The organism is Raoultibacter massiliensis (genome assembly GCF_900199545.1).
Lineage (GTDB): Bacteria > Actinomycetota > Coriobacteriia > Coriobacteriales > Eggerthellaceae > Raoultibacter > Raoultibacter massiliensis.
Genome location: NZ_LT962671.1, coordinates 208,194 through 222,760 on the forward strand (window position 1 = coordinate 208,194; position 14,567 = coordinate 222,760).

14 protein-coding genes and 1 pseudogene are annotated in these 14,567 nt (G+C 59.3%); 8 read left to right on the forward strand and 7 right to left on the reverse strand.

The features are described 5' to 3' along the window. The first annotated feature begins 658 nt into the window (after window positions 1–658). The 5 genes from C1719_RS05045 (at window position 659) to C1719_RS05065 (ending at window position 5,311) form a co-directional block, all read left to right on the forward strand. Window positions 659–934, forward strand: a complete 276-nt coding sequence (locus C1719_RS05045) for a hypothetical protein (RefSeq protein ID WP_102374124.1) — start codon at window positions 659–661, stop codon at window positions 932–934. Window positions 935–1,102: 168 nt separating this feature from the next. Beyond that, on the forward strand, window positions 1,103–1,315 hold the full coding sequence (locus tag C1719_RS05050) for a YlcI/YnfO family protein (protein WP_232329695.1): 213 nt from the start codon (window positions 1,103–1,105) through the stop codon (window positions 1,313–1,315). Window positions 1,316–1,317: 2 nt separating this feature from the next. Then, the gene (locus C1719_RS05055) at window positions 1,318–2,151 is read left to right on the forward strand and encodes a GIY-YIG nuclease family protein (RefSeq protein ID WP_102374126.1); all 834 of its coding nucleotides are present in this window, start codon (window positions 1,318–1,320) and stop codon (window positions 2,149–2,151) included. After that, entirely contained in the window at window positions 2,152–4,713 is a 2,562-nt protein-coding gene (locus C1719_RS05060; protein ID WP_102374127.1) for a type I restriction-modification system subunit M, read from the forward strand. It abuts the gene before it with no gap. A 1-nt stretch (window position 4,714) separates the two neighbouring features. Continuing rightward, a complete protein-coding gene (locus C1719_RS05065) occupies window positions 4,715–5,311 on the forward strand; it encodes a restriction endonuclease subunit S (protein WP_102374128.1) in 597 nt (198 codons plus the stop codon). On the opposite strand, the gene C1719_RS05070 is transcribed toward C1719_RS05065, so the two are convergent. From C1719_RS05070 to C1719_RS05080, 3 genes are read right to left on the reverse strand one after another with little or no spacing between them, the layout of a single operon-like run. Continuing rightward, window positions 5,308–6,234 carry a site-specific integrase gene (locus C1719_RS05070; protein ID WP_102374129.1) on the reverse strand — a complete coding sequence of 309 codons (927 nt, stop codon included), beginning with the start codon at window positions 6,232–6,234 and terminating at the stop codon, window positions 5,308–5,310. The genes C1719_RS05065 and C1719_RS05070 overlap by 4 nt on opposite strands. Then, window positions 6,197–6,784 (reverse strand): restriction endonuclease subunit S, encoded by a 588-nt coding sequence (locus C1719_RS05075; protein ID WP_219717814.1) that lies wholly within the window; start codon window positions 6,782–6,784, stop codon window positions 6,197–6,199. The genes C1719_RS05070 and C1719_RS05075 overlap by 38 nt, the downstream gene beginning before the upstream one ends. Then, a complete protein-coding gene (locus C1719_RS05080; RefSeq protein ID WP_102374130.1) occupies window positions 6,781–9,981 on the reverse strand; it encodes a type I restriction endonuclease subunit R, EcoR124 family in 3,201 nt (1,066 codons plus the stop codon). Before C1719_RS05080 ends, C1719_RS05075 begins: the two co-directional genes overlap by 4 nt. An 84-nt stretch (window positions 9,982–10,065) precedes the next feature. Between C1719_RS05080 and C1719_RS05085 the strand changes: the two are divergent. Continuing rightward, window positions 10,066–10,554 (forward strand): annotated as a pseudogene (locus tag C1719_RS05085) (restriction endonuclease subunit S); the annotation flags it as partial. 124 nt (window positions 10,555–10,678) lie between these two features. Here C1719_RS05085 and C1719_RS05090 read toward each other — a convergent pair. Genes C1719_RS05090 through C1719_RS05100 form a run of 3 tightly spaced genes read right to left on the reverse strand, consistent with a single transcriptional unit; the run spans window position 10,679 to window position 12,382 of the window. Then, window positions 10,679–11,101, reverse strand: a complete 423-nt coding sequence (locus tag C1719_RS05090) for a plasmid mobilization protein (protein WP_102374132.1) — start codon at window positions 11,099–11,101, stop codon at window positions 10,679–10,681. Between the two features lie 5 nt (window positions 11,102–11,106). Beyond that, window positions 11,107–12,177 carry a site-specific integrase gene (locus C1719_RS05095; protein WP_102374133.1) on the reverse strand — a complete coding sequence of 357 codons (1,071 nt, stop codon included), beginning with the start codon at window positions 12,175–12,177 and terminating at the stop codon, window positions 11,107–11,109. 1 nt (window position 12,178) lies between these two features. Further along, complete coding sequence (locus tag C1719_RS05100) at window positions 12,179–12,382, reverse strand: hypothetical protein (RefSeq protein ID WP_042433219.1); 204 nt, start codon at window positions 12,380–12,382, stop codon at window positions 12,179–12,181. A gap of 140 nt (window positions 12,383–12,522) precedes the next feature. Here C1719_RS05100 and C1719_RS05105 point away from each other — a divergent pair, with 140 nt between their 5' ends. Continuing rightward, on the forward strand, window positions 12,523–12,936 hold the full coding sequence (locus C1719_RS05105; RefSeq protein WP_102374134.1) for a helix-turn-helix domain-containing protein: 414 nt from the start codon (window positions 12,523–12,525) through the stop codon (window positions 12,934–12,936). An 898-nt stretch (window positions 12,937–13,834) separates the two neighbouring features. Here the strand turns inward: C1719_RS05105 and C1719_RS15665 are convergent. Further along, window positions 13,835–14,005, reverse strand: coding sequence for a hypothetical protein (locus C1719_RS15665; RefSeq protein ID WP_180963483.1), 171 nt, complete (start codon window positions 14,003–14,005; stop codon window positions 13,835–13,837). Window positions 14,006–14,356: 351 nt separating this feature from the next. Here C1719_RS15665 and C1719_RS05110 point away from each other — a divergent pair, with 351 nt between their 5' ends. Then, on the forward strand, window positions 14,357–14,566 hold the full coding sequence (locus tag C1719_RS05110; protein ID WP_102374135.1) for a YlcI/YnfO family protein: 210 nt from the start codon (window positions 14,357–14,359) through the stop codon (window positions 14,564–14,566). The last annotated feature ends 1 nt before the right edge of the window (window position 14,567 follow it).

Consider the following 14,567-nt stretch of genomic DNA (forward strand, 5'->3'; position numbering starts at 1 on the left):
TCGATCCCGCCGATGCCCTCGGGCCCCTGCCAGGCCTCGTCGACGATCTCGTAGCCCTTGCGCTCGAGGAAGGTCCTGACCGCGCCCATCGCCTTTTCCTTCATGTCGTTCATGTCTTGCTCCTTAGACTCTGAGGCCCGCCCCTGTGGCGTGCCTTGCGCCGCGTGAGTCGCATGCAGCGCGGGCGCGCCTGCAAGGGAGGAAGCGAAGTCGGGCGTGGTTATAGAAGTCTCCCGACGGCAGTTTTTCGCGTTGTTCGCGCGCGGAGCGCATGGGGCGAAGAACCCGAAAAAGTGTCGCGGCCCTTGCTGGCCGCCCGCCGGCGTGCGACCCTGCGCGTCCAAGGAGCGCCAGGGCGGGTTTCGGATCGGAGGGGCGGAGGCGTGCGGTATGGAATCGGGCATGGACGCCGGGGCTTCCGGACATGGGATGCGATCTGTCGGCGATTGCTGGGGCGCTCGCGAGGGTTTACGTCGGGACGTCGCGTCGAGGACGGAGGCGCGTTTCCGAGTCGCGGCACCGCTACCCTAATCGGGACGGCCTCTCCCGTGCCGCTCACGGCCGATATGCGCACGGGACCGCTGGTGGCGAGGCGGCTCTCCATGCGGAACGGCTACGGTGCTGCGCAGCACGTCCGTCGGAAGAAGGAGGACGGCTGATGCTGGGCTACGAGGAGAAGGTGGAGCGCATCGAGCTGATCGACGCTGTGACAGATGTAGGAAGACTGGCAAGAGGCCTGGACCAGCTGCTCGAGTCCATGGCGCACGCCGACCAGCTGGACCCGCTCGACGTCGAGGGCATAGTGGCCCTGAGGTCGAGAAGCGAGAGATGCGCCGAGCGCATCGGCGAGGCCGCGCGCATCCTGGAGGCGCAGAACGAGATCCTCTACGCCGAGGAGAGGAACAGCGCCAAACCCCGCGAAAACAAGAAATGAGGACCCGAACGAAAGCGGCAATCTAAGCCCGATCGGGGCTTCCTGCGCCGCCCGCGCTCACATTGAGCCTGGATGCCAGCCGTCCCCGCATTCCCAGTGCCGCCCCGTGCCGCCGCGTTATAATGCTGCAAACGCATTTGTATTGCATTTCGAGCGATGGGAGCGCAGATGCCTGACAGCTACAAGGAGCTCATTAAGAGCAATCCCGACGAGACCGAGATCAGGAGCTTCCTGGTGGAAGGCGACCAGGTCTCCGTCACCCTGCGCATCCCCGACACCCTGCGCGACGCGGCGAAGGAGGAGGCGGCCCTGCGGGGCATGAGCTTCTCCGCCTTCGTGCGCACCTGCATGATCGAAGAGCTCGCGAAGAAGGGGGCGTGAGCATGATCCGAGTCAAGACCCTCACCGTCCAGCTCATAGACGCGCAGCCGGACCGCATCCGCATCTGCCGCATCGACGGCGAGTCGCTTGTGACCGTCGTCGTTCCGAGGGAGGACCTCGCAGAGGCGAAGTCGCTGCCGAACATCCCGCAGCGCGGCGTCTACTACCTGCTCGACGAGGACCACGGCAACGTGAGCCGCGTCTACGCTGGGCAGACGACCCAGGGCATCGCCCGGCTCGACGCACACAAAGCAAAGAAGGAGTTCTGGAACAAGGCCGTCATGTTCCTCGACGACGACCAGAACATCAGCAGAGACGCGCTGGACGTCCTCGAGGCGAAGGCCATCGACTACGTGCGCACCCACGGCTCGTACGAGACCGACAACTCGGCGACGCCCAAGCCCTACGTCGACCCGTACAAGGAAGAGGCCGTCGAGCGCCTGCACGAGAGGATCCTCTTCAGGATGGCGGCTCTGGGGTACGACCTCGACAGGGTCGACCGGGGTCCCGCGGGTGCGCCGGCGGTCTTCCACACGAAGAAGAACGGCATACGCGGGGCGGGGCGCTACGACAAGGCCAGCGGGCACTTCACCGTGCTCGCCGGTTCGAAAGTGAACCTCTCGAGGCCCGTGCTGAAGAACGCAGGCGTCGCGGCCGTGCGCAGGGAGATCTTCGGCGATTCGGGCGGCATCGCAGAGCTCGCCGAGGACCTCGAGTTCCCGACGCCCAGCGCCGCGGCGGTGTTCGTGCTCGGCGGCAGCCAGAACGGCTGGACCGAATGGGTAAGCGACGACGAGGAAACGCTCAACCAAGTCTATAGAAGCGAGGAAAACTAGATGAACAAGCAGCAGCTGGCCTCCAAGATATGGGAGTCCGCCAACAAGATGCGATCCAAGATCGAGGCTAACGAGTACAAGGACTACATTCTGGGATTCATCTTCTACAAGTTCCTGTCCGAGACCGAGGTTGCCCGCCTGAAGGCGCGCGACTTCGCCGAGGAGGACCTGCCCAGCCTGGTGGAAGACGACAAGGAGACGGTCGAGTTCGTCAAGGGCGAGTGCGGCTACTTCATCGCCTATGACAACCTCTTCTCCACCTGGGTCGCTAAGGGCGGCGACTTCGAGATATCGAACGTGCGCGACGCCCTCTCCGCCTTTAGCCGCAACATCGACCCTGCCCGCAAGCGCGTTTTCGACGGCATCTTCGACACGCTGCAGACGGGCCTCTCCAAGCTGGGCACCGATGCGCGCAGCCAGTCCAAGGCCGCCCGCGACCTCATCTACCTCATTAAGGACATCCCGATGGACGGTCGCCAGGACTACGACGTGCTTGGCTTCATCTACGAGTACTTGATCAGCAACTTCGCCGCCAACGCCGGTAAGAAAGCAGGCGAGTTCTATACGCCGCACGAAGTCTCCATGCTCATGAGCGAGATAGTCTCGTGGCACCTGGCCGGACGCGAGAACATCACTATCTACGACCCCACGAGCGGATCGGGCTCGCTGCTTATCAATATCGGCAAAGCCGTGGCGCGACGCAACGGCGATCCGGACTCCATCAAGTATTATGCGCAGGAGCTCAAGGAAAACACCTACAACCTCACGCGCATGAACCTGGTTATGCGCGGAATACTCCCCGACAACATCGTGGCGCGCAATGGCGATACGCTCGAAGACGATTGGCCCCGGTTCGATACGGTCGAGAACAAGGACGAGACCTACGATCCGCTGTTCGTCGATGCCGTGGTGTCTAATCCTCCGTACTCCCAGAACTGGGATCCCGAAGACAAGGAGCTCGATCCGCGTTTCAAGTTCGGCGTTGCCCCTAAATCCAAGGCCGATTACGCTTTCCTTTTGCATGATTTGTACCACTTGCGCCCCGACGGCATCATGTGCATCGTTCTGCCCCATGGCGTGCTGTTCCGCGGCGGCGAGGAGGGAACCATCCGAAAAAACTTGGTGGAGAACCGCCACATCCAGGCCATCATAGGCCTTCCTGCCAACATCTTCTTCGGCACGGGCATCCCGACCATCGTCATGGTGCTTCGCAAGCAGCGCGAGACGAGCGACGTGCTGGTCGTGGATGCGTCGAAGCACTTTGTGAAGGAAGGCAAGAACAACAAGCTGCGGGCAAGCGACATCAAGCGTATCGTCGACGCCGTGACAACGAACGCGACCGTCGACAAGTTCAGCCGCCTGGTTCCCATCGACGAGATCCGAGCCAACGACTATAACCTCAACATCCCGCGCTATGTTGACTCGAGCGAGGCCGCCGAGAGCTGGGACGTGTACGCCACCATGTTCGGCGGCGTGCCGAAGGCCGAGGTCGACGCGCTCGAGCGCTACTGGAAGGTATGGCCGAGCCTCAAAGGACAGCTCTACCGCGACGCCGGCGGGTCGTGCCTTGCGCCCGCGACCGACGACGTTGCGCAAGCGGCGAAGGGAAACGCCGACGTCCGCGCCTTCCTGGGCGGCTACCGTGATGCGATAAGCAATTTACCTGCCGCGCTGCGAAGCCGTTTGGTAGACGGCGCCGATGAAGTCGATACCGTGGCGGAGGAAGAGGCCATCGCAGAGCTTTTGAAAGACGCGCTGGCGGGCGTGGCCCTTATCGACGGCTACGACGCCTACCAGGCGCTCGACGACGCCTGGGCGGGAATCTCCGGCGACCTGGAGGTCATCCAGACCGAGGGGAAAGGCGCCGTGCGCAAGGTGGACCCGAACATGGTGGTCAAGAAGAAGAACGGCAAAGACGTCGAGGTGCAGGACGGCTGGGCTGGCCGCATCCTGCCGTTTGCGCTTGTGCAAGAACGCCTGCTTGCCGAAGATGTCAAGGAGATTGCTTCCCGTGATTCCCGCCTAAGCGAGATATCGCAGGAAGTAGACGAGATTCTCGAAAGCTTCGACGAGGAAGACAAGGGATCCTCTGCTGCTGTCAGCGACGAAGGCTCGTTTGTGGCGGCAGAGCTCAAGAAGGCCATGAAGGCTATCGGAAAGCACCCCGAAAACGATTTCGAGCAAGGTCTGGTTCGTGCGCAGGCGCTGCTCGATGAGGAGAAAGGCCTCAAGAAGGCGAACAAGGAAGCGAGAGCGGCTCTTGAGGAGAGAACCAAGGAGGTCATCGAGGGCCTGACCGACGCCCAGTGCGACGATCTGCTGGCCGCCAAGTGGATAGAGCCGCTGCAGGCCGAGCTCCTGGCCCTTCCCGAAACCGTTGTGAGCGATTTCATCGCGAAGGTAGCTGCGCTCAACGCCAAATACGCGACAACCTACTCGGACGTGTGCAACCAGATAGATGACGCAGAAAGCCAGCTGGCAGACATGCTGGGGCAGCTCACGGGCAACGAGTACGACATGGCGGGCATCGCCGAGCTGCGCAAGCTGCTGGGCGGTGAGTAGCATGGCGGAGAAGCAGAATACGCCAGAAATCCGCTTCAAGGGCTTCACTGACCCTTGGGAACAGCGTAAGCTGGGCAGCATTGCGGCTTCGTTTGATTACGGCTTGAACGCAGCCGCAACTGAATATGACGGTCAAAACAAATATCTTCGCATCACCGACATTGATGACACAACACATGAGTTCTTGAAAAGCGATCTTACAACTCCGTTGGCTGACCTTGCAATGAGTGCAGATTATTTACTGGAGGAAGGTGATTTGCTCTTCGCTCGTACGGGAGCAAGTGTTGGAAAAACCTATCTGTACAGGCAATACGATGGAACGGTCTACTTTGCTGGATTCCTGATTCGCGCACGAATCGGAGAAAGTGCTGACCCTGAATTCGTCTATCAGGCAACTCTGACCGATGCCTACAAGAAGTATGTTGCCATAACCTCGCAGCGATCCGGCCAGCCTGGCGTCAATGCGCAGGAATACGCAGATTATCAATTGATGCTTCCTTCTAGAACGGAACAGCAGCAAATTGGGATGACGTTGCGGTCTCTCGACAACCTCATCACCCTTCATCAGCGTGAGCCACGGTTTGCTGATACAGGTTAAATAAGAGTTGAAAGAGCCCTCATGACGATGTCAATGTCCTTGTTCTCGAGCTCTTGAATGACGTGCAAATAGGTTTCCTGGGTGGTGGTCATGCTTGCATGCCCGAGCCTTCGGGATACGCTGGCGATGGAGACGCCGGCGAACAGCAAGAGTGATGCATGTGTATGACGCAGCCCGTGGACGGATATGACAGGCACGCCAACATTCTTGCAGTGGCGCGCCAAAACGCTGTTAGCTGTCGAGTTATAGACCTTTCCCTTCGCAAACATGGGCTCGGTCGGCGGAAGGTCTTTGAGCAGCCCAGAAAGTTGCATGATGAGTTGCCAGTCGAGTTGAACCTTCCGCACTGATGAGGCGTTTTTCGTGGGGACGAATCCGCCGCCGTTCTTGTAATCCCAGGTCTTGTTCACCGAGAGCGTTTGATGGGCGAAGTCGAAGTCTTCGGGAGTAAGCCCAAGGGCCTCGGAGAAGCGCAGGCCCGTTTTAGCGACTATGAGAATAAGCCAATCCCAACTCGGCCCGCCTGATAAATCAAGGTCGCCGAGCATGGCATGAAGCTCAAACTGGTTGAGATACTTGATCTTTTTCGCCCGCGGCTGTTTCCCTTTGATGATGGCCTTGCGCGTAGGGTCGCGGGGGATGAGTCCTTCGTCAACTGCGTCAAGGATCGCCCCCTTAAGCTGATGGTGGAAGTCCATGGTTGTCTGGCGCTCGTGGTGTTCTGCGTAGCCGTTGATGAGTTGCTGGTACGAGGTCCGGTCGAGATCTTTTATCTTGAGGTCTGGAATCAACTTGGCGAGCCAAGACTGCGTGAGCCGGTACTTCCCCATGGTGACCTCACGGATGGCCCCTTCTTTGTAGACGCTAATCCATTGCGAGTAGTAATCACAGAAAAGAGATTCTTCGTTGATACTGATTGGCATTTTTACCCTCTTTCATCATGTGGGGCGGCTCACGCTGATGAAGGGTGATGAGGGAATCGAGGTTGTTAAAAAACTCGCCAAGCCGGCTCTGCTCATTAAAACTTGGAACAAGTGCGATGGTTTCGTTAATTGCTTCTTTAGATAAACTGGGCAACCCAGTCGATTCATCCTTGGATTTCCAATCAACATTCAAGAACGAGCAATGAACGAATTCAAGGTCCATGTCCTCTTTTGGAATCGCATAAAACAGCGTGTCAACCGTCCAAAATGGAGCCTTTAGCAAATACGGCTTGTCGATCGTTCCCTTCCTGCCGATGCCAACAGCATCGCGGTCGTAAGACAAAGCTTCGTCGACGCTCGTCATAAAACCGCCGGTTCCATAGACGGGAATGGGGCCTTCTTTGAGGTGCTTGTAATCCTTACCACTGCAAACATCGGCGATATCCGAGAACTTACGCTGTTCCCAAGATGAAGCGAGGGGACGCATGGTCGCATACGCCCCCTCGGATTGACAAACCCTCAATTTCGTCTGTTCATAATCGCCGCTCATTCGTCGATGTCGAAGCCGCCTTCCAGGATGAACTTCTTCAACAGCGCCGCCGCACGGGTGTTCACCTTGAACAGAGGGAGCGTCTTGCCTTCCTTCTGCTCAAAGAAGGCCTTGGCGCGCTCCTTGTCCACCGAGTCCTTCAAATCGTCGAAGCGCCCGAACTCGTTAATGTTCGATTCCGACAGGTCGAGTGCAGCCATGGTGGCAAGAAGCTCGCCGTCTATGCCGAGCGCCTCGACGACCCGCTCGACCTGGGCGTTTTTCGCCTTATGGGCATAGGACGTGATGTAATCCCTCAGCGTCATGCCGTCTTCCAGGGCGGCGTCTCCTCGCTCGACGTCGTGGAGGAACAGCTCGGCGAAGCGCTGGTCGTCCTGACTCAGGGACGCGAACGATCGGTGGAGCTCCTCGCGCGCGGCGGCAAGCCCCTCGTCATCCTGCTCAAGGCATTTCAGCCACTTCTCGAAGTTCGCGTTCATGTAGTCGCTGTCTATGAGCCCCGTGTCGATCTCGGTTATATGGCCATCGAGCTCGTAAGGCGCCTCTGGGGCGCCTCCAGGGCCGATTCCTCCCGCGAACATCTCTTTGTAGCGTTGCACGAGGATGAGATAGGTCCGCTCGTCGATGACCGGCTGCACGAAGTAGGTTTTGCCGCATCGCCCTCCCTCATCCGGTTCCTCCTCGAACTCGTAGGTATCCTGGTCCCACGTGAAGCCCTGCACTTTCGCGGCTTCGAGGAATTCGTTGAGCTCGACGAACTCCTTGGCGAACTTGCGCCTGGCCTCTTGCGATGCGGGAAGTTTCGAGAGGTCGCCAACGCCCGCGGCCTCGAACACCATGAGTATTTCTTGCAGACGCGCATCCATCAGAGCGATGTTGTCCGGGAGCTTCTGCACGAACATGTCGAGCGGGCGGTCGCCCGAGTACAGCTTCACTGCGGCATCGATGTAGCCCTTCATAGTGTGGGGACGGCGGTAGTAGCGGATGGTGCCGAAGGGCTTGTCAGGGCCGAACAAGCGGTTGGTGCGGCTGAAGGCCTGGATGATGCTCTCGTAGTCGATGACCTTGTCGAGGTAGAGCGTGTTGAGCCACTTGGAGTCGAAGCCCGTGAGCATCTGGTCCACCACGATGAGCAGGTCGATGCGGCTCTCGCGGTTGGCGTCGACGTTGACGTAGGGTTTCTTATGGGAAAGGCGCGCCGAGATGTCCTTCTTCATGGCGGGCCAGGTAGGAATAGTGAACTCCTGGCCATATGCTTTGTTGTAATCTTCGATAAGCTCGACCAGGGCATCCTCCTTCACGGTGGAGCCGGCGTCGTTGTCGATGCTCGGGTCGAAAAGCGCCGTCACCTTCATCTGCGGTGCCTCCGTCTTGAAGGCGCGGTAGTAGTCGATCGCCTCGGGGATGGAGCTCGTCGCCAAGATCGCGTGGAACTTGCTGCCGTGGGAGAGCACAGGGAAGCGCCGCAGAACGTCCTCGACCACCTTGCCGTGGTGCGGCGTGTCGGGCCAGTACTGGGCGCGGGTCAGGAAGTCCTCGATGCCCTTGATGCGGTTGCCGGCACCGTCGACCATGGGGCCCATGGGGACCTTCGCCTGGTCCATGTAGTGGTAGAAGGCCTTGCTCTTGCGCTCGTCGGAGATGGCCTCGCCGACACTTGAGGCCTTGGCCTGCTCGAGGGCCACGGCCTCGCGCACGTCGTGGTCGTCGAAGGTCATCACCATATATGGGTCGAAGCCCAGGACGTTGCCGTCGCGAATGCCGTCGGCGATGCTGTAGCGGTGCAGACACTCGCCGAACACCATGGCGGTGGTGGAGCCCTTCTTCTGGTTCTCGTCGAGGATCGGCGTGCCCGTGAAACCGAAGAACAGCGCGTTCGGGAAAGCCCGGCGTATGTCCTGGAGCATGTCACCGAAGGTTGAGCGGTGGCACTCGTCTATAACGAACACAATCCGCTTGGCGGCCAGGCGGTCGAGCTCCGCCTGGGTGATCCTGCCCTCGCCGGCCTTCACGTTGCTCATCTTCTGGATAGAGGTCACGATGAGGCGGTTCTTGGGGTCGTCGCTCGCGAGCTTTGACTTCAGCACCTGCGTATTCTCGGTCCCCTGCACGTCGTCGGCGTCGTCGGCGAAAGCGCGGTACTCGGAGAGCGACTGCGTGCCCAGCTCGATGCGGTCCATGAGGAAGACCACCTTGTCGGCGTCGTGCGAGTCGGCTATGAGCTGGGCAGATTTGAAGCTCGTCATGGTCTTGCCGGAGCCTGTGGTATGCCATATGTAGCCGCCGGGGCGCCCCGGGGCGCTGCTCTTGGGTCTCTCGTCCCATTTGCACCTGCGCACCTTGTCGGATATGGCGGCGGCTGCGTAGTACTGGTAGCTGCGCATGACCTTCAGGCAGCCGTCCGAGCTGTCGGCCACGGTGTAGAAGCCGATGAGCTGGTGCGCCATGGGGATGGAGAGCAGCGTGGAGGTGAATCGCTTCCACTCGCCGGTCCCGGGTTTGTCGCCCGCGCAGACGGGCTCGTTGTTGAAGTCCTCCCAGTGGAAGAAGAAGTTCGGGTTGAACGCGCCCGTGCCAGGGTTGGCGAAGTAGCGTGCCTCGTCGGGAGTCATTCCCACGAAGATCTGGACCAGGCGGAAGAGCCCCGTGAACACGCCCTCGTGGGCGTACTTCTCGATCTGGCCGGTGGCTTGGCTCACAGGCACGCCGCTGCGCTTGAGCTCGATGTGGATGACGGGCATGCCGTTGATGAGCAGACACAGGTCGCCGCGGCGGTCGTTCAAGATCTTACTCTTCGCAGGGTAGACCGGCTGCTGAGCTATCTGGTAGCGGCTCTGGCCGGCCGCGATCTCCTGGCGATCGTAGATCTTCAGGCTCACCTCCTTGCCCAGGTGAAGCGGATCGTTGGGGTTGTCGCGCGTGATGGCGACGGTCTTTCCGTTGATGAACCCGTTGAGCGCGAGCGGGGTCTTGAGCGTTTCTATTTGTTCGATGACCTGTGCCATCTCGCCCTGGGTGAGCGGGCAGCCATTCAGGCGGTCGATATCCGCGTTGTTCTGGAACAGAATCTTCGCCCAGTTCTCGATGAGGTCCTGCTCGGTGGGATAGCGCAGGACGCCGTCCGCATCGTCCCATCCGTGCTGCTTCAGCACAGTGATGACCGCTTCTTCGAACGCGGCCTCTTTATCAAAAACCATGGCGGAGCCTATCTACGAATTGCAAAAAGTTATGCATTCAACTATTAGCAATCATTATAAGTCACACCCGCATCTACCTGGGAACAGCGTAAGTTGGGGGGGATTGCCCCTGTAACAATGGGGCAATCCCCAAATGGAGCTTGCTATACGGACAATCCAAACGATGCTGTTCTCGTTCAGGGAAATGCCGATTTGAAAGATGGCTGGGTTTTTCCTCGTGTCTGGACTACAGAGATCACGAAAACAGCCAAAGCTGGAGATCTAATCATGAGCGTTCGTGCTCCTGTCGGCGCAATGGGAAAAACCGCCTATGACGTGGTTCTCGGCCGCGGTGTTGCCGGAATTGCCGGCAATGAGTTTCTGTTTCAAGCCTTGTCTAAAAAGGAAGCCGAGGGGTATTGGTCTACTGTTTCTGCTGGTTCGACCTTTGATTCTATTAATGGAGACGAACTCAGAAATACGCCGGTCGATTATCCCCGCAGCAAGCCAGAGCGTGAGGCGGTTGGAAGCTGTTTATCTAGAATCGATTGCCTCATCACCCTTCATCAGCGTACGCAATCCGCCCCCTTATAAACAAGCAGAGACAAAGGTGGGGGGCCTCAGTCGTTTGACTCGGGGCTCTTTAAATTTGCGACTCATTTATTGACCCGATTTCCCAAAATAGATCATTTCGGGATGGGCGGTTTCGAATGCTCCGCTACCCGCGCCCCATCCCGAAAATGCTCACGTCATCGCCGCCGCTGTCTTCAGGCGCCTCAGCCACGTCTGGGGGCATCTTCGTTTGCAACGCTTCCTTCGCAGACACATCGACTGGTTCGCCGAGAGCCAGGAAGAACTCCATAACCAGCTTGATGCGTTGCTGCAGAGACTCGCTCAGCTCGCCGTAGGGTGCCGCAAGGCGCACTTCCTTAGTCAGCTCCGCCATCGAGTCCCTCAGCGCCTTCTGCACGCTCACGGAGGGCCTCACCTCAACCTGGGCGTCGGTCAGCTTGGCGATGATGTAATCCTGTCTACACATACCGCTCCATGCTGCCATGTCGCATATCAACTTGCGTTCTTCCGATGAGCAGCGGAACGCCATCGTCTTGCTGCGCCTGCGGGCGCTGTTATCGCACGGCATCCTTCTTACCCCCTCGCCCCGTCGAGCGCGGCTGCCATCTCGTCCTGCTTCGTGGGGAACAGGTGCGCGTATCGGTAGGTGATGTCCACCGCCTCGTGGCCCATGCGCTCGGCGATTGCCAGCGCGGAGAAGCCCATCTCGATCAGCAGGCTCACGTGGCTGTGGCGTATGTCGTGTATTCGGATGCGCTTCACGCCCGACGCCTTGCACCCTCGCTCCATCTCGTGGGCCAGGAAGTGCTTGGTCACGGCGAACAGGCGCTCGTCGGGGGCGACGTCGTCGCGCATCTCGATGAAGTCCGCCATCTCGTCGCGCAGGAAGGCGGGCATGACGATCGTGCGCACCGACTTTGGCGTCTTGGGGTCGGTCACGGTGTCCACGCCGCGGAGGCTCTGGTACGACTTGTTGATGCGCAGCCGCGAAGTCTCCAGCATGAAGTCGGACGGCGTGAGCGCCAGGAGCTCGCCGCAGCGGATGCCCGTCCAGTACAGCAGCTCGAAGGCGTGGAACGACAGCGGCTTGTCCATGACGGCCTCGCTGAACCTCAGGTACTCGTCCTTGGTCCAGAACTGCATCTCGCCGCCCTTCTTCGAGCCGATCTTGTCGACCCTGCGCACCGGGTTGTCGGTGAGGCCGTAGTAGCGCTCGGCGTGGTTGAAGATGGCGTTCAGTTGGTTATTTACCGTGCGCAGGTACGTCGGCGCCCAGGGCTTCCCGTCGGCGTCCCGGTGCTCGGTGAGCTCGTTTTGCCACCTGATGACGTCGATCGGCCTCACGTCGCACATGCGCATGTCCCCGAAGAACGGCACGAGCTTGTCGTTGATGATGTACTCCTTGGTGATCCAGGTGTGCTCGCGTATGCGCGGTTTCACCTCGGAGGCGTACACCTCGACGAACTCAGAGAACGTCATGTCCATGGCCCCGCCGTTAAGGCTCTTGAACTGGCCTTCCCACACGGCGGCCTCCACCTCGGAGGAGAAGCCGCGCTTCGTCTTGTGGCGCTTCGAGCCGCGGGCGTCGCGGTAGTAGCACTGCACGTAGAACGTGCCGTTGTTGCCATCCTTGTACACGGGCATGTCAGTCCACCTCCGGGAAGTACAGGGCGTCGAAGACGTCGCTCCGGACGCGCCCGCGGATAACCACGCGCCCACGCGCCTCCTGCTCGGCGTTTATCCTCCTTATCACCTCGTAGGCGCTGCCTTTCTTGATCCTCAGAAGCTCCGCGACCTCGTCGGCATCCAGCATGTGCGGCCTCGGCGTCTTCGCCACCTTCTCGTCCATGGTTCCTCCTATCAATAGCGTACGGATATGTACGGTTTACAGATTCAGAGTAAACGTACATATCTGTACTGTCAATAGAATTGCGTACATTTGCGTACGCTGATAAGATGTCCGGGTACGTAATTCCAGGAGGAGGGCGCATGTCCGTAGGCGAGAACATAAGGCGGTACCGCAAGTCGCGCGGCATGACGCAGGCGCAGCTCGCCGAGGCCGTCGGCCTGACCGAGGGGGCCGTGCGCCACTACGAGAGCGGCATCCGCGCCGTGAAGCCCGAGCTGCTCGAGTCCATCGCCGCGGCGCTCGGCGTGTCCGTCAACGCCCTCAAGGATTACGGCGTCGAAACCGCGGGCGACCTCATGTCGCTGCTCGTGCGGCTGGAGGACTCCTTCGGCATCGTGCCCGCAGCCGACGGCACGGGGCTCTCCCTGAACCCCAAGGCGCCGCACGCGCCCAAAGCGGCGATGGCAATCGAGCTGTGGGCCGAGAAACGCGCGCAGCTCGAGAACGGCGAGATCGACGCCGCAGAGTACGAGGATTGGAAAGCCTCGCTGTAGCGGCTCTCTGCCTTTTGCAATCAACGCAACCGAATCAGGACGCCAAGCTAGGCGGTGAGCGTTGCGCGTTCCTGCGCATGCTGAGTTTTTACTCCCCATTGCATGCAAAGGCATTTTCGGCGCACCTGGGGAGTAAACGACGCGGTGGCTTACATGGCGGCACACGACAGTACCCTGCGGCATTTCCCCTGATTACTCCCGTTTTCATTGAGACGGTGAGATTCTTTACTCCCCATTAACCACCTGGGGAAACGCCGTGCGGAGACCGCAAAAACGCCCATTGAGTTCGATTTGAGTTTCATAGGCCACGAAACGGCCCCGTTTCGCACCCGGGGACAAAAAGCGCGCGTCTACTCACTCGGGATGAATCCTTACTCCCGTTCCTCCGAATACCGCCCAGTGCTTTGCCGTCTTGAAATACGGGGAGTAAATCGCGAAATCGCAGGTGAAAGGGAGTAAATAGCCAAAGAAAAAGCCTCCGTCCCAACATGGGAACGGAGGCTAGATCATCGTATTTACTCACCGCCGTCGCTGGCGGCTTTGCCGTGACTTTCGTACGAAACGAAACTCAGCAGCACAGTGCGGCACTCAAAATTGCAGGTCAGAACCCTGTCAGCCTACTCCCACTCAATAGTTAGAAACGCTCCCCAGTTTGTTCCAGTTTGTCGTGGTTTGCTCCAGTTTGTTCTATTTACGCCCAGTCTCAAAAAATGCCGCGAATCCATGGGGTCAAATCTGGGTCACGGATTTCGGGGCAGGGCAGGGCGCTTTCGTGGGTCACGGTGGGTCATGGCAACTGGTCGAGTAGGTTTTCAAGGTGTTCTAATCATAAAGCAACGGTAATCTCAAAGATAGGCTACAGGCGATCGGCTCGCTTTTGCTACTCCTCGGCTATCAGTCACATGAGACCCTCGGCGGGCTTCTGTATCTGCTCGGCGCAATGGGCGGCCAAGTTGTAGGGCGCCGCCCAGATGTTCTCTCCCGTCATGGTGTCCATCACCGAGCAGAGCTCGGCCAGCCCCATGAGGTTGCGTCCGGTCGAGTCCAGCTCGTCCGCTGCCTTGAACATCGTTTCAATTGCATCTATTTTTCACTTTGTCGTTCGGGGCATGCAAACCCGTGGATGCTACGAGGCGAAACGCCAGGTCATGACTTTAAAGCGGCAGAATCCTAACTTTCCTTTGCGGCAACGGGGACATCGACACAACTGAGGCCCGTTCAAGGTGGGCCCAGCAACAAATTAAACGCATATCCGTCGGTGCGCCTCAATCGGATGAGCCGGCCTTCCATATCCAACCCCGCCCTACTGTTCATTTCCGTGTACATGCCCAATCGCCTTTGTGCGATATAGTTGCGGGCAATTGCGGCGTATAATGCGATGAAAGCAAATGTATTGCACTTTATGCGCTAGGAGCATGCGATGAAGAGCTACACGGAGCTAGTCGACTCCAAGGCCAGCGAGACCGACATAAGGCGCTACTTGGTGGAGGGAGAGCGCGTGTCCGTGACGATGCGCATCCCAGACACGCTGCGCGACGCCGCCAAGGAGGAAGCCGCCCTGCGCGGAATGAGCTTTTCCGCGTTCGTCCGCACCTGCATGATCGAAGAGCTCGCGAAGAAGGGACACTAAA

Bases quoted from the DNA above. Each gene is read 5' to 3' on its own strand.
- C1719_RS05055 (WP_102374126.1), top strand. From the start codon at position 1,318: ATGATCCGAGTCAAGACCCTCACCGTCCAGCTCATAGACGCGCAGCCG.
- C1719_RS15665 (WP_180963483.1), bottom strand. From the start codon at position 14,005: ATGTTCAAGGCAGCGGACGAGCTGGACTCGACCGGACGCAACCTCATG.
- C1719_RS05070 (WP_102374129.1), bottom strand. From the start codon at position 6,234: ATGCCAATCAGTATCAACGAAGAATCTCTTTTCTGTGATTACTACTCG.
- C1719_RS05105 (WP_102374134.1), top strand. From the start codon at position 12,523: ATGTCCGTAGGCGAGAACATAAGGCGGTACCGCAAGTCGCGCGGCATG.
- C1719_RS05045 (WP_102374124.1), top strand. From the start codon at position 659: ATGCTGGGCTACGAGGAGAAGGTGGAGCGCATCGAGCTGATCGACGCT.
- C1719_RS05110 (WP_102374135.1), top strand. From the start codon at position 14,357: ATGAAGAGCTACACGGAGCTAGTCGACTCCAAGGCCAGCGAGACCGAC.
- C1719_RS05095 (WP_102374133.1), bottom strand. From the start codon at position 12,177: ATGCCCGTGTACAAGGATGGCAACAACGGCACGTTCTACGTGCAGTGC.
- C1719_RS05090 (WP_102374132.1), bottom strand. From the start codon at position 11,101: ATGCCGTGCGATAACAGCGCCCGCAGGCGCAGCAAGACGATGGCGTTC.
- C1719_RS05075 (WP_219717814.1), bottom strand. From the start codon at position 6,784: ATGAGCGGCGATTATGAACAGACGAAATTGAGGGTTTGTCAATCCGAG.
- C1719_RS05050 (WP_232329695.1), top strand. From the start codon at position 1,103: ATGCCTGACAGCTACAAGGAGCTCATTAAGAGCAATCCCGACGAGACC.
- C1719_RS05080 (WP_102374130.1), bottom strand. From the start codon at position 9,981: ATGGTTTTTGATAAAGAGGCCGCGTTCGAAGAAGCGGTCATCACTGTG.
- C1719_RS05060 (WP_102374127.1), top strand. From the start codon at position 2,152: ATGAACAAGCAGCAGCTGGCCTCCAAGATATGGGAGTCCGCCAACAAG.
- C1719_RS05100 (WP_042433219.1), bottom strand. From the start codon at position 12,382: ATGGACGAGAAGGTGGCGAAGACGCCGAGGCCGCACATGCTGGATGCC.
- C1719_RS05065 (WP_102374128.1), top strand. From the start codon at position 4,715: ATGGCGGAGAAGCAGAATACGCCAGAAATCCGCTTCAAGGGCTTCACT.